The sequence below is a fragment of the Kitasatospora sp. P5_F3 genome, from assembly GCF_054049135.1.
Genome location: NZ_JBFUMY010000035.1, coordinates 50,990 through 64,063 on the forward strand (window position 1 = coordinate 50,990; position 13,074 = coordinate 64,063).

Annotated in this window: 13 protein-coding genes and 3 pseudogenes; 6 read left to right on the forward strand and 10 right to left on the reverse strand. The window is 66.8% G+C overall.

Annotation, left to right across the window (positions count from 1 at the left end):
- The first annotated feature begins 155 nt into the window (after positions 1-155).
- The gene (locus tag ACXJMZ_RS21875; RefSeq protein WP_457031754.1) at positions 156-1,415 is read left to right on the forward strand and encodes an MFS transporter; all 1,260 of its coding nucleotides are present in this window, start codon (positions 156-158) and stop codon (positions 1,413-1,415) included.
- Positions 1,416-1,538: 123 nt separating this feature from the next.
- Positions 1,539-2,090: an FHA domain-containing protein gene (locus ACXJMZ_RS21880; RefSeq protein WP_457031755.1), complete on the forward strand. Its 552-nt coding sequence runs from the start codon at positions 1,539-1,541 to the stop codon at positions 2,088-2,090.
- Between the two features lie 304 nt (positions 2,091-2,394).
- On the opposite strand, the gene ACXJMZ_RS21885 is transcribed toward ACXJMZ_RS21880, so the two are convergent.
- The 5 genes and pseudogenes from ACXJMZ_RS21885 to ACXJMZ_RS21905 form a co-directional block, all read right to left on the reverse strand.
- Positions 2,395-3,003: an SMI1/KNR4 family protein gene (locus ACXJMZ_RS21885; protein ID WP_457031756.1), complete on the reverse strand. Its 609-nt coding sequence runs from the start codon at positions 3,001-3,003 to the stop codon at positions 2,395-2,397.
- Positions 3,004-3,085: 82 nt separating this feature from the next.
- A pseudogene (locus tag ACXJMZ_RS21890) lies at positions 3,086-3,493 on the reverse strand (VOC family protein); the annotation flags it as partial.
- 79 nt (positions 3,494-3,572) lie between these two features.
- The gene (locus ACXJMZ_RS21895) at positions 3,573-3,845 is read right to left on the reverse strand and encodes a hypothetical protein (protein WP_457031757.1); all 273 of its coding nucleotides are present in this window, start codon (positions 3,843-3,845) and stop codon (positions 3,573-3,575) included.
- On the reverse strand, positions 3,842-4,114 hold the full coding sequence (locus tag ACXJMZ_RS21900; protein ID WP_457031758.1) for a hypothetical protein: 273 nt from the start codon (positions 4,112-4,114) through the stop codon (positions 3,842-3,844). Before ACXJMZ_RS21900 ends, ACXJMZ_RS21895 begins: the two co-directional genes overlap by 4 nt.
- A gap of 316 nt (positions 4,115-4,430) precedes the next feature.
- On the reverse strand, positions 4,431-4,712 hold the full coding sequence (locus ACXJMZ_RS21905; RefSeq protein WP_457031759.1) for a hypothetical protein: 282 nt from the start codon (positions 4,710-4,712) through the stop codon (positions 4,431-4,433).
- A 136-nt stretch (positions 4,713-4,848) separates the two neighbouring features.
- On the opposite strand from ACXJMZ_RS21905, the gene ACXJMZ_RS21910 reads away from it, so the two are divergent.
- Both ACXJMZ_RS21910 and cyaB read left to right on the forward strand, forming a co-directional pair.
- A complete protein-coding gene (locus ACXJMZ_RS21910; RefSeq protein WP_457031760.1) occupies positions 4,849-5,697 on the forward strand; it encodes a helix-turn-helix domain-containing protein in 849 nt (282 codons plus the stop codon).
- A 15-nt stretch (positions 5,698-5,712) separates the two neighbouring features.
- Positions 5,713-6,273 (forward strand): class IV adenylate cyclase, encoded by a 561-nt coding sequence (cyaB, locus tag ACXJMZ_RS21915; RefSeq protein ID WP_457031761.1) that lies wholly within the window; start codon positions 5,713-5,715, stop codon positions 6,271-6,273.
- 118 nt (positions 6,274-6,391) lie between these two features.
- Here the strand turns inward: cyaB and ACXJMZ_RS21920 are convergent, their stop codons facing one another.
- Positions 6,392-7,327, reverse strand: coding sequence for a major capsid protein (locus ACXJMZ_RS21920; protein ID WP_457031762.1), 936 nt, complete (start codon positions 7,325-7,327; stop codon positions 6,392-6,394).
- Between the two features lie 627 nt (positions 7,328-7,954).
- Here ACXJMZ_RS21920 and ACXJMZ_RS21925 point away from each other — a divergent pair.
- Positions 7,955-8,152, forward strand: a complete 198-nt coding sequence (locus ACXJMZ_RS21925) for a hypothetical protein (protein ID WP_457031763.1) — start codon at positions 7,955-7,957, stop codon at positions 8,150-8,152.
- 3 nt (positions 8,153-8,155) lie between these two features.
- Here the strand turns inward: ACXJMZ_RS21925 and ACXJMZ_RS21930 are convergent, their stop codons facing one another.
- Both ACXJMZ_RS21930 and ACXJMZ_RS21935 read right to left on the reverse strand, forming a co-directional pair.
- Positions 8,156-8,797, reverse strand: a complete 642-nt coding sequence (locus ACXJMZ_RS21930; RefSeq protein ID WP_457031764.1) for an HNH endonuclease — start codon at positions 8,795-8,797, stop codon at positions 8,156-8,158.
- 59 nt (positions 8,798-8,856) lie between these two features.
- Complete coding sequence (locus tag ACXJMZ_RS21935; RefSeq protein WP_457031765.1) at positions 8,857-10,023, reverse strand: hypothetical protein; 1,167 nt, start codon at positions 10,021-10,023, stop codon at positions 8,857-8,859.
- A gap of 264 nt (positions 10,024-10,287) precedes the next feature.
- Between ACXJMZ_RS21935 and ACXJMZ_RS21940 the strand changes: the two are divergent.
- A pseudogene (locus ACXJMZ_RS21940) lies at positions 10,288-10,404 on the forward strand (DUF1918 domain-containing protein); the annotation flags it as partial.
- Positions 10,405-10,888: 484 nt separating this feature from the next.
- Here the strand turns inward: ACXJMZ_RS21940 and ACXJMZ_RS21945 are convergent.
- Together ACXJMZ_RS21945 and ACXJMZ_RS21950 are read right to left on the reverse strand one after the other, a co-directional pair.
- The gene (locus tag ACXJMZ_RS21945; protein ID WP_457031766.1) at positions 10,889-12,607 is read right to left on the reverse strand and encodes a recombinase family protein; all 1,719 of its coding nucleotides are present in this window, start codon (positions 12,605-12,607) and stop codon (positions 10,889-10,891) included.
- A gap of 77 nt (positions 12,608-12,684) precedes the next feature.
- Positions 12,685-13,038, reverse strand: a pseudogene (locus ACXJMZ_RS21950) (VOC family protein); the annotation flags it as partial.
- Positions 13,039-13,074: the final 36 nt, after the last annotated feature.

A 13,074-nucleotide genomic window follows, 5' to 3' on the forward strand; every position in this document is an offset into this window, starting at 1 on the left:
GCCGTCAGCTTCCCTGCCAAGTCCGCGAGTTGAGCCTCGAGCTTGACGCTCAGCCAGTGCGCTGGGGGGAACCATCTTGCGTCACCCCGTCAGTTTCCGGTAGGAACTTACCTGGCGAAGTAAGTTCCCAAAAGAAACTGACTGGAGTCCCGGACTTGCCCTCCCCTTCCGCACCCTCTCTCTCGGCGCCGAGAACCGCTCCTGCCCCTCCCCTCGCCCCCTCCGTCGCCTTCTGGCGCTACTGGGCCGCCTCCACCGTCAGCAATACCGGCAGCGCGGTCACCGTGATCGCCCTCCCGCTGATCGCGCTCACCGTCCTCGACGCGACCGCGCTGCAGGTCACCCTGCTGGCAGCGGCCGGGCAGATCTCCTGGCTGCTGCTCAGCCTGCCCGCCGGAGTGGTCGCCCAGCGCATCGAACTCCGCCGCCTCCAGGTCACCTTGGACCTGCTCCGGTTCGTCGCCCTCGGCTCGATCCCGCTCGCCTGGTGGCTGGGTGGCCTCGGCTACTCCCACCTGCTCCTCGCCGCCCTCGTCACCGGCGCGGCCACCGTCCTCTACGACATCGCCAACTCGACCTTCCTGCCGGCCGTCGTCCCGCCGGGGCAACTCACCGCCCGCAACAGCCTGATGTCAGGGACGCATGCGGTCACCCAGACCGCAGGACCCTCGGCCGGCGGGCTCCTCGTCCAGGCGGCCGGGCCGGTCGGCGCGCTGCTCGCCGACGCCGCCAGCTACCTGACCTCCGCGCTGGTACTGCGCACCCTGCCCGCCACCCGGCCGGCCGAGCGGCCGAAGGAGAGCACGGCACGGCTGATCGCCGAGGGCTGGCGATACGTCACCCGGCACCCCGTGATGCTGCCCTGCATGCTGTGGGCCACCGCCACCAACTTCGTCTGCGCGGGCTTCGCCGCACTCACCCCGCTCTACCTGGTCCGCGAGGCGGGGCTGCCGCCGGCACTGCTCGGCCTGGTCATCGCGGCGGACGGCCTCGGGGCGCTGGCCGGCGCGGCCCTGGCCCCGTGGGTCTCCCGTCGGCTCGGGACCGCCCGCGCGCTGCTCGCCAGTACGGTGACCAGCCTGCTGTTCCTGTTCCTGGTGCCGCTGACCACGGACACCGGCAACGTGTACTGGTTCGCCCTGGGCAGCTTCGGGTTCGGACTCGGCATCGTCATCGGCTCGATCACCACCCGTACCCACCGGCAGACCGACTCCCCGCCCGAGCTGCTCTCCCGCGTGATGGCCACCGTTCGGTTCGTCTCCTGGGGCGTCCAGCCGCTCGGGGCCCTGACCGCAGGCGTACTCGCGACGGCCGCCGACCCGCGGAGCGCCCTCTGGGTGATCTGTGCCACGGCACTGCTCCCGCCGGTCGTGCTGCTCCTCAGTCCCGTCGCCCGCCGCCGCAACCTGTCCTGACGGTCCGTAACTCGTAACTGCTGCGGGGGCGTGCAGACTGACCTTCCGTCACCGCCTGGCCGGCGGGGACGGGGCGGGCTTCCGATTCTGGACAGCCCGGGCCGGGACGTCGACAATCTGACCATGACCGCTCCAGAGTTCCGCACCGCCCAGCTGGCGGCCAGGCCGTCGCAGGCCGACCGTGACCAGGTGCTGGATGTGCTCCGGGAGGGTGTCGGCAACGGGCAGCTGTCCCACGACACGTTCGTGCGGCGGATGGAGCTGGTGCTCACCGCCAGGAGCCGGGCCGAACTGGCCACGGTGGTGGCCGACCTGCACTCGTACGGAGGGTTCGCCCGGGCGGTGCTGCGTGGGGTGGCGTGGCTGTCGGCGTTCAAGGTCCGGATGGCGCGGACCTGGGAGACCGAGCAGTTGCCCGGTCTGCGGCTGCCGGGTCCGGGTGCCGGGCGGCTGGTGATCGGTCGGCAGACCGGCTCGGGCCTTCGGCTCGGTGATGCCTCGGTGTCGCGCTTCCACGCGGAGCTGCGGCGGGAGCCGGAGGGCTGGGTGCTCCAGGACCTCGGGTCCAGCAACGGGACGTACGTAAACGGGCTGCGGGTGGCGGGGGCCGTGCTGGTGCGGGCCGGCGACCAGGTGCGGTTCGGGCGGCTGGCCTTCCAGCTGGTCGCGGACTGACGGACAGAATCCCTCTGTCTTGGTAGCCGCCATCGACCAGTACGGGTGCGTCGCGGCAATGTTGGCGTCGATCACGACCTGGCGGTCGGTGGCGCAGGGGTAGTTCTTGTTGGAGGTTGCGACCGTTCGGGCCAGGCGTCCCGGCGACCGAAGTGTGCTCTGTATAGGCGACAGGGGCACCGCGAAGATCCGCCGGACAGACCGAACGGCACGGGGTGGCCCGGTTCCTCCGAGCCGAGCTGGAGGGCGCCAGGGTCGTAGACCGAGCCGGTGGTGGGCGATGTTCGACCGGAGGCCACCCTGCTCAGAACGGTTCGAAGCTCGGCTGAACGGGGCCGATCTCGCCCTCGGCGGCAAGTTCCTCGAGGTCTTCCGGTTCGAGGAACTCCAGCGCCTCCGGATCGACGCCGTGGTACCGATCCACCTCGGAGAGCCGCTTCACGAAGGCGAGCGCGAAGCTCGAGAAGGGGCCGTCGAATGTCTCGCAGCCCTCCTCGTGGACCATTGTGACGATCTTCCAGCGGTCCGGGTCCGGGTCGGAAGGCAGGAAGAAGTGCTCGTCGCCGCTGGGGTCGTATCCCCAGGAGATCAGCCCGCCCGGCTCCGGATGGAAGGCATACGGGATGTGCTGGGTGTCGCCGTAGTCCAGGGCTCTGCCTCGACGCTCGGAGAACATCTGATGGGTCTCGATCATGCGGGCCAGCAACGGGCTCGATCCGCGCGGGTGGAAGACGGCGAGTTCGCCGGAGATGACCCCGCTGCCGTAGGAATTCAGGAACGTCTTGAAGTCACCGGGCAATGCGGAGCCCAGATGCCGTTCGATGTCGCTCCAGTTGTCCCCGTCGGACGGCCGGAGGACCGGCTCGCCCAGGAGGCCCTGCAACTCATCCAATGAGGACATGAACTGCTCCAATGGTCGTCAGCGGTGGGATCCGAGCTGCCACCTTACGAGCACTCCCGGAAGAAGGGAGTCGGGGTGGGGTGGAGGCTCCGCGTCAGGGCAGGGCGAGGACGCAGAACTCGTGACCCTCCGGGTCGGCCAGGCACGTCCACGGGACGTCGCCCTGGCCGAGGTCGAGGTCGGTGGCGCCGAGGGCCCGCAGTCGGGCCACCTCCGCTGACTTGTCGTCACCGGGGTACGGCAGCAGGTCGAGGTGGACGCGGTCCGGCACGGTCTTCACGTCCGGTGTGCGGATGAACTCGAGGTACGGGCCGACGCCCTTGGCGGAGCGCAACACCGCGTGGTCGTCGGCCACTTCGTGCAGGGTCCAGTCCAGCGCCCCGTCCCAGAACCGGGCCATGGCCCGAGGGTCCGTACAGTCGACCACCACCGCGGCGATCGGCCCGGTGTCCTGGTAGATCTCCCGGGGCTCCAGCACGCAGAACTCGTTGCCCTCGGGGTCTCCGGACGGGCGGTCTTAGGGGTTCTGAGAGTACCCCGTCCGAATCGCATCCGGACGGGGTACGCCGCTCTAACCGGCGTCAGCTCTCGGCACTCTCGGTCGAGCGCTGCCGCAGGTGCTCTGGTAGCAGGTAGCCGAGCTGATCGCCGTTCAGCGCGTCCCGCAGGGCGGTCAGTTCGGCGGGAGTACCGACGACCACCGCGCCGGGGCTGGCCACGTTCGCCAGGGCGATACGGCGGTCCGCCAGGACGGCCAGGACGAACCCGTGCACGTCCTCGTCCGGCTCCGGCGGAGCTGCCGCTTCCCAGTGCAAGCCCCAGAACCCATCCGGGTAGAACTCGACCATGCTCACTGCTTCCCCTCCGGCATCTTCACTTCGACTTCCGACCAGATGGCCAGCCACGTCAGCTTCTTGATCGTCCCGAACCGGTCACCCTGGTCGAGCACGTTCAACGTGGCCACCGTCAGGGCTTCGTCAGGCTGCTCGGCGAGCCGCAGGGACACCCGCAGATACCCCTCCTCCGTCCACGTGATCGACGGCGTACGGCCGTACAGCAGGTGCAACCCCTTGGCGATCTCCCGCGCCCTGGCCTTCGCCGTCTCGCGTGGGGAGAGCGTCACCGGAGAACCCCCAACCCGACCGAAACCGGTTCCACATCCGGGTAGTGGGCAACCCGGACCTCACACCACCCGTCCGGCCCTCCGTACTGCCACACCCCGGACAACCCGGCTTCGGGGCGGGCCGACCCGATCAGGTCAGCCGCCAACTCGGCCGCGCGCTTGCCGTCCGCTGCATCGGCCTCCACAGCCGTCCGCACGATCCGCGCCGCGATCTCCGAGAACTGGTCCGACCCCATCCACCCACGCGTCAACTGCGCACCGTCGAACGACCACGACGCCACCCACCGCCGCGCCACCGACCCACCAGCACTGGCACTCACCGGACCGCCGGAGCGACCGACACCAGGTGGCAACGGCCGGCCAGCGCGAACGTCAGGTCGAGGCGGCCGTCCCGGGTCAGGAACTCTGTCACCCGCTCCACCGCATCCGGCCGCGTCAGGAAGTAACGGTAGGCGTCAGCCTGCACCGCGCCGAGCGGCAGCGCCCGCAACGACTCCCACAACGCCGCCAACGCATCCGGCAGGTGCTTGAACGTCGCGGGTTCGGTGACGCCCTCGATGGACACCGTCACCGGCTCTCTCATGGGTGCTGTAGGCATGCTGCTGCTCCTCGTCAAAGCCAGGGCCGCTCACACGGCGGGGCAGCATCCAGAATTGGCTGACTGGCAGTCACAAGCGATACCAGACCAGTAATCTCACCGTGAGATGCCTTGTACACGGCGGAGAGGACACCACGTGGCGACGACGATCCTGCCCATCACCTTGCCGGACTCGGCCTGGCAGAACATCGAGATCCGCCAAGCCCTCAAGGCCCGCGAAGTAGGAAAGCTCTTCCGCTACGTCCAGCACCACAGCGGTGTCAGTCAGGCTCGTATCGCAGTGGCGACCGGCATGACCCAGGGACGGGTCAACGAACTGATCAACAATCGCCGGGAGGTCAACCGCTTGGACGTCTTCGAGCGGATCGCCGATGGTCTCTCCATGCCCGACGACGCCCGACGGCTCCTCGGGTTGGCACCACAACGCGAGAACCGACCGGGTGGAGCGGCATTCGATCTGGCGGCGTTTCCCGAGATCGTCCGGGTCTACTCCGACCAGGCAGGTGCTGCGGCCGAGATTCAACAAGCCGCCCGAAGTGCACAGGAGTTGGACGTGCTCGCAGTGCGGGGGCTCGGCCTGCTCGGCCTCCGTGACTCCCTCCTACGGCCACACCTCGACCGTGGCAGGGCAGAGCCGACCCGCCTTCGGGTCCTTCTGCTCGACCCGGACTCGCCGGCGACGGCGCGGCGTGCGGCGGAGATCGGGGAGTCCGCGGAGTCACTGGCGGGTGGTGTCCGCCTCGCAGAAGCCCGCTTACGGGAACTCGCCGCCGAGTGCTATCTAGAGGTCTACCGCTACCGGACGTTGCCGGTCTGGCGGATCATCAGGCTCGACACCACTCTCTACCTATCGGCGTTTGACCCGCAGTGGGAAGGGCACGAGTCCGCCACCTATAAGGTGCTGGCCACGCCGTTCGGACCGTTGTACCGAGGATTCCGCAGGCAGTTCGACGCAATGATCGAGGACGCCGAGCGCGTCATCTGAGAAGGGAGAGCAGAGTTGCCGATCGAGGCGGAGCTGAAGGCCCGGGTCCACGACCCCGAGAGCGTCATGGCGCTGCTTGAGCAGACCTACGGACCCGGTCGTGCCGAGGTCTACCGCGATACCTACTACGACACCCCGGGCGGTGGGCTCGACCAGGGTGACCGCGAGCTGCGCATCCGGACCGTGCACAGCAGCGACGACACCCGGACGGTACTCACGTACAAGGGTGCCCGAGTGGATGCCGCGTCAGGCTCCAAGCCGGAGCACGAGACCCGGGTCGAGGACGCCGACGCCGCCCATGCGATCGTCCAGGGACTCGGCTACGTACCGGTGATCGCGTTCGAGAAGCGGTGCCGCAACTACTCGGCCCGGCACGGTGACCGAGACCTGCTCGCCACCCTCGTCCGCGTCCCCGAGATCGACGGCACGTTCATCGAAGTCGAGACCATCGCAGCCACAGAGGACGACGTGGCGGCAGCGCTGGACACAGTGCGGGCGGTACTTCAGCAACTCGGTATCACAGAGGGTGACCTGACCACCGAGCTGTACACTGACGCTGTCGCAGCCATTCGGTAATGTGAGGCCGCTCAGCATGAGATTAGCGTGGCAGTCGCCACCCCGAAACGCCGAAACGGCCCCCGCGCCGACCCCTTAATGGGGAGGGTACGGGGGCCGTTGTGGTCCTGCTGGTGGATCAGCCGTTCAGTACGTTGGTGAGGCGGGCGGCTGCCTTGCCGCCGAACATGGCGATGCCGCAGTAGAACTCAACTCGGGTCCGGTACACGGGCTTGTCGTGGGCCTCGCCGAGGTCGGTGGCCTGGATGCCGCCGTTGGTCAGACCGGTGACCCCGGCTTCTGCCTCCGAGCTGCCGAAGCGGACGGCGTAGATGTCGCCGGTCTCCTTGCCGCCCTCGCCGGCTGTCAGCGGCAGCACGTCGGTACCGTCGAGCTTCTGGCCCGGCTCCAGCATCGGGACGCCGTTCCACATGGTGACGTGCTTTCCGTCGATCTGGGCGGTCAGCAGCTCGCTGCCGCCGAGGCGGCGGAACCCGGAGCGGACCTTGGCGATCAGCGCGGCGTTCATGTAGAGAGCGCCGTTGCTGCCGTTCAGTCCCGGCACGGAGGAGACCAGGGCGTCGAGCTTGTCGAAGAAGTCGTAGCCACCTGCGACCGGCCCGACGGATGCGCCGTCGATGACCTGACGTCCGATCAGGCGCTTGCGCAGGCCGTCGAAGCCGAGCGGGTTCACCATCGTGTCACCGTTGAAGAACTGGTCGGCGAAGTGGATGGACGCCGCCTTGACCTTCATCGTCTCCTGAATGGCGCGCTGGTCGTTCAGGTCGCCCCGGGTGTGCGCGATGAACTTGTCCACATCCGCGTCACCGCCCAGGATCGCCAGCGTCTCGGTGCGCTGGTTCACCGCCCCCGTGGACTCCGGGTACGCCTGGTAGACGCCTCGGAAGGAGACGCCAGGTAGTGCGGCTTCTTCGTTGTACTGGTAGGCGGGGCCGTCGAAGCTGATCAGCGGCAGCCGGTCAAGGATCGGTGACTGCTGAATGAACGTCTCGATCACGCCGCGCTGAAGGTCGTTCTGCGAGAGCTTCGCGGACTCGGCAAGGGTCAGTGCCATAAGTTGTTCTCCCAATTCGTAGAAACAGAATGGGAGTTGACTATGCGAGACAGTCAACTCCCCACAGAAATGCCCGATTTAGCCATCAGAGCTTTTTCCCTCCCTGCCGCGCTTTGGGGCCAGGGGAGGGAGTCACCCCCTGGGTATCACCGCAGGTCAGGGGCTTTTCATGGGCTTTCGGCGCTCCGAGGCCCATCCTCCGGGCTGGTGAACGGCCGTCTCGCGGCTGTGGCACGACGTGCACAGCGGGCGGAGCCGTGACCAAGCGTCAGGATCGGGCACGCCCCGAGCGACCAGTGAGCGGCGCGACTCGGGGAAGTGGTCCGCGGTGGTCGCCTGCCTCGCGCACAGCGCGCACCAGGGATGCGCATAGATGAACGCCTTCCGGACGCGTGGCCACCGAGGGCCGTACGCGCTTCCGCCTGGTGTGCCTCGCTGTGCGTCTGCCTCGGCCTGGTGGCGAGGGCAACGACCACCAGTGGTCAGCTCGGGACACCCCGGGACAGAGCACGGGGGCTTGGGCTTGCGGGGCATGGGGGGTCACCTCCTGCACGGACTGAGGCAGCAAAGAGTGCGCCGTTAGCTGCGGGTTTGACGGAGACCCCCAAGACGCGGTGTCCTGCGTCCATGCCCAAGAACACGGATGACAGCGATGTTGCACCTAGCTCCCCTGGCGCCTTTGAACTCGGTTACGGCAACGCCTATATGCGGGTGGGGAACGCCTCGGAGAACGTCCAACTGGCGATCATCGGAACGATCTGTCTGGTAGGTCTCGCAGTCATCGCCCGTTCCACCATCATCGACGTGTGCACACTCCGTGTTTGACAGCTACGGGCCGAGGGCGAACGCCCCGAAGTCCCTTGCGGTCTTCCCTCGGTGGCACTCGCGGCACAGTGGCCACACGTTGCTGTCCGTGTCCTCGCCGCCGAGGGCAAGCGGGGTCCGGTGGTCCACGTCGACCGCTGAGGCGGGGAAGTCCTCGCCGCACAGTCCGCAGACCGCGGAGCCGTCCCGGTCGATCCGCCGGCGAAGCCTCTCGGCGCCGCTGTAGTGCCGCGAGACAAGCCGTTGCAGGCGCCTACGGGCTCGGACACTCGGACGGGCTTCGTAGGCTGCGTGATGGGCCTCGCAGCGTCCCCGATGGGTCGGAGCCTCGGGGCAGTCGATACAGCGCATTTGCCGCCCCCTTGTTGGTAGTTGGGTGCTGGTGCCCGCCCCCAGATTCGAACCGGGAACCACGCGGGCCAATTCTCCGGGTGCCTGTCCAGGAGCGGTCACTGCCGTTTGGAGCTGTGTGTTCCGGCGGTTCAGGCGGGGTGCCGCACGCTCGTGAACGCGGGTGAATTGAGACGGAACTGAGACGAGAGCGGACGCCGAGCTATGGGGACATCTGTGCTCCGCCGATCTCTGCACCCTGCCATGCCTGCCCAGATCCAACCTTCCCCCTGGGCGCGCAACTGGCCCCGTCATGCTGGTCGAATCGCCCAGCCTCTCGTCGTGTGGGTGGGGCGGTCTGCAGAGCCGGAAGATCAGTGAAGGAGGGAGACCAAGGCTCCGGCCGTGGCTCCCGCTACCGCACCACCCGCAGTAGCCCACGAGATGAGTCGACTATCAAGACGTGATTCAACCTGGCTTGCGATGCTCTCCAGCCTCGCTAGATTGATTGACTCGATCATTTCCACATCGTCGCGATAGTCAATTTTGAAGATTGGCTCTATGCCTGCCTCTGCTGCCTGCTCATCAAAGTTCCGTCGGTCGTCCCGCCAATTCCTGAGCAGCACCTCCATTGCGGTTAGGCATAGCCAAATCTGGGCCGACAGTGTCCGTACCTCCGAGCGCCATCCTCTATTGTTCCACCTCCTTTTCAGGCTCTTCAGGAATGGTAGCGTCGAAATCTTGACGTGCTCGGTGTAGTGACCCAATAGATGTGAGAGCTGGGCCCAGGATGCTATTTCGAGATCGAGAACTCGTCGGCCAATATTCTTCTGCTCTGAAAAGTGACGACATGAAATTGTGAGGTTCGATACGATACTTCGTAGCGATTCTCTGTCATCCTCGCTACTGGCGATATCCACGAAAACCGTTGAGTGGTGGCTGCTGGTCACGTGGGCTGCTTCTACTCCTGCCGTCTTCCTCAGTGCCATGTCTGCGTGCATAAAGACGTTCTCACATCCCGGGGAGCAGGCCTGGTTATAGACGGAGCACCCGATCTCGCCAGCTGCTTTCTCAAGGATCTCCAAGATCACCTGACCTCCTGATCTCGGTATCTCTCCCCCCGGATGCTTCCATAGAACTGTGGCAACCATCCCATCCCATGCCATCCAGTAAGTATCAGTGGGGATGTCGTCGGCGTTGTGATGCTTCGGCTGATTCTTGACTGGAACGACGACTTTGAATGTGATGGGGAGGTGGAACTGGAGGGCGGTGAATACGTCGCTCCCGGTAATGACTGCTTCGGGATCGCGAGTGTCCCAAGCGGGGAAGAACTGCCGGTGGTGCATGTAGGCCGGATTTTGGTTGCCTGTTGATATCGAGATCACTCTCGAATCATTTTCGAGTGCCCCTGCTATGGCTTTGAGGCGATCTTCAGGGCCCGAGTCGTTCGGGACCGCAAGGTAGATTGTGCCAATTCGGCATACGTAGTCAAATTGTTTCTCTGTGGACTGCCCATCCACGACCGTGAGATCCGCCATCATAACTCCCGCGAGCTCCTTGACTTGCCCGAATGGCGGGCGCGAGATGCCCTCAAGTTGGCTATATATATCAAGTGTGCTCGTGGGCTGGCTCGTGCGCGCGGGGGAGCGCTTCCGATGCCGCCTGGCCCGAGCGGGGCGACCTTGGCTGGGCCGTGGCTGACGGCAGCTTGAGCTCCGTCAGATCAGAGCATCTGCGATGAGCTCCATGGAAGGGATGATCACTAGTGCGCCAGCTGCGGCGAGGCGTGTGCCCTTCCCCAGCTCAGCGAGGTACTGGGACCGGAGGGGTCTCCCCCGTACCGTGTCCGTTTTGACGATGGGCACGAAACGCTGATGTCCCCTGGTCCCGACACCGTCGTTCAGCGCTTTGAAGACGAGTAGCACGGCGTGCGGGGCGCCCTCGCTGGCTCGGCCGGTCTGGGTGGGGGCCGCACTCGGTCAGTCCCTTTCGGTGCGCCCTGGCGGACGCCGTTACTCGGGTTGGTGCGGTCCCCGCTGGTGCCCTGCCTCACGACTCCGGCGGCCACCCCCGAGAGGGTGCGTGGTGCACGGGCAGAGCAGCGAGAGAGGGGCGCGGGCACTCGGTCCGCCGGTTCCCGTCAGTGGGGTGCGCGGTAGTCCTGCGCTCCGTCTCTCAGAAGTAGAAGAGGGGGACGATATCCCGCGGCCCGTTGTGCGGCGCCGTCGGGGTGTTCCGTTCCCTCTTCCTGGGAGTAGAAGAGGGGGACGATATCCCGCGGAGCCCGAGGGGTGGTGATGGGTGACGTTCGAAGGGCCGTTTTCTGTTTTATCTAGACACCCGTGTGTATAGAAGAAACTAGATTTTGCGTCTCCAACGTCACCCATCACCACCCCCGCCGACGCCCTACGCGGCTGCCCCGACGGGCTCGGCAAGCCGGACGCTGGTGCCCGACGCCGGGGTGGCACCAACGGGCATGGCCAGCACGTCCCGAAGCCCCGCCAACTCCTCGATAGCGCGGTCAAGCTCGCCACTGATCATGAACTCGACCCGGCGCATGTCGAGCTTCCGCCACCCGCCGCGAGTGCCGCGCTTCACTTCGAGCCGTGCGCCTACGTCGACCAGCATTGCCCGTCGGGCGTTCGTGTCCGCCTCGGCCCACTTGTCCGCGTAGGTCCGGCCGGTGGGCGTGACGACGCGCTGCGGGTCGCGCTTCTCCCGGTTCTCCAGATCGGCAATCCGGGTGTCCAGTGCATCGGCGCGCGCCTGCCACTCGGCCGCAGCGTGCCGGGACTTCTGGCGCCCCTTCTGCTTCTGGTGCTCGGCGAACTCGGCAACCGTAGCGAGTAGTTCAGGCTCGGGGTCGTACCCGGGTACCTCTACAACGTGCTTGGCCGGGACGGGGCCGACCAGGCGCAGGAACTCGGCGGACACGAAGTCGTCCACCCAGTCACCGCGCACGCTGGCAGGCAGCTCGCACAGATCGCCCCGGGCGTAGCTGTTGCACTTGTAGGTAGGCGTCTTGCCCTCTTGCTTGTTCAAGTACATGCGCCCGCCGCAGGCGTCGCAGTGGATCACGCGCAGCAGCAGCGCGTCAGTGTCCTGCCGGTCCCCGGCGTTGATACTGCGGGAGTCCAGCAACGCCCCGATCCGGTCGAACTCCTCGCGGGTCATGATCGGCTGTTCCGTCGCCATGATCGGGTTGCCCTCGGCGTCCCGGACCGGCTTCCCGCGGTGCATCTTCCAGCCGAGCAGCGTCTCACTGCGGAGCATCCGCGTAATGACAGCGGGCGTCCACTGGAACACGTCGCGGACGACGTGCTGTCCCTTGACCCCACCCGTCTTGCCGCCGCGCTCCCGGCCCATCTTGTCGGCCCAGTAGTCCCGCGGGCTCAGCACACCATCGGTGTTGAGACCGGCCGCAACGGCGGATGCGGTGCGCTTGTCCAGCAACTCACGGACGATGCGCTCGATCACCTCGACCGCATCGGGGTCCGGCACCAGGGTCCAGCCGACCCCGCCGTGTTCCACGGGCATGGGGGCGGGCATGTAGCCGTACGGGGGTCGGCCACCACCACGCCACCGAAGCGGCATCTTGCGCATGGCAGCCATGGCGCCGGTCACGCGGTCGCTGATGCTCTGCGACTCGACCTGCGCGGCGAACGCCAACATGAGCATCTGCAACTCGGCCATGGGGTCCATGGGGTTGCGGAAGTCGAAGACCAGCCGGCCACCGCCGATACCCTCGGCGAAGACCAACACCTTTCGGTGCTCTCGCGCCCACTTCGCGAGTTCGTGCATGTGGGCCATGGACCGGATAGCGCGGTCGAACCGCCACCACACTAGGGCGTCGAAGCTGTCCGGGTTGCTCAGCCACCGGCCGAGCTGCGGGCGGTCAAAGGGGCCGGTCTTGCTCGCCGACACGTCAAGGTCGACGGCTTCGCGGAGTGCGTCACCCTCGCCGAAGTCGATCCCGAGCGCCGCGGCAACGATGTCGTCGGCTTCGCGCTGTCGCTCGGGGCTGGTCGTCTCGTCAGTAAGGACGGACAGGCGGATTGCTCGGACGCCTCGCAGCGTCCCGGTAAAAACGGTGCCCTCGGTCCCAGGCAGGCTGCCAGTAGTCATGCCCTCCGGAGAGGGGGACGATATCCGCTGGTCACGGGTAAGGGGGGCGGTCGGCACCGGGGACTACTCCAGAACTGGTAGTCCGGAGTGTTCGGGTCGGCGAGGACCGTCCACGGCACCTCGCCCTGTCCGACCTGGGCGGGCGTCGCGCCGAGAGTCTTCAGGTGGGCGACCAACTCCGCCTGGTGGGCGGCCGAGGTGCTGGCGAGATCGAGGTGCACGCGGTTCTTCGTCGTCGTCTTGGGCTCCGGAACGGGAACCACGTCGACGCAGACGGCGACCGGGTCCGGCCAGACGAGGCCGTCGCCCGGGCCGACGTAGGTGGTCACGCCGGGGCTGTACGCCGTCCAGCCGAGCGCCTCCGCCCAGAACCGGCCTACCGCTGCGTGGTCGAGAGCCTTGATGTTCACCTGAACAGGTCGCAGTGCCATGCGGGCGATCCTATGCACCGGCAGTCACAGCACGAC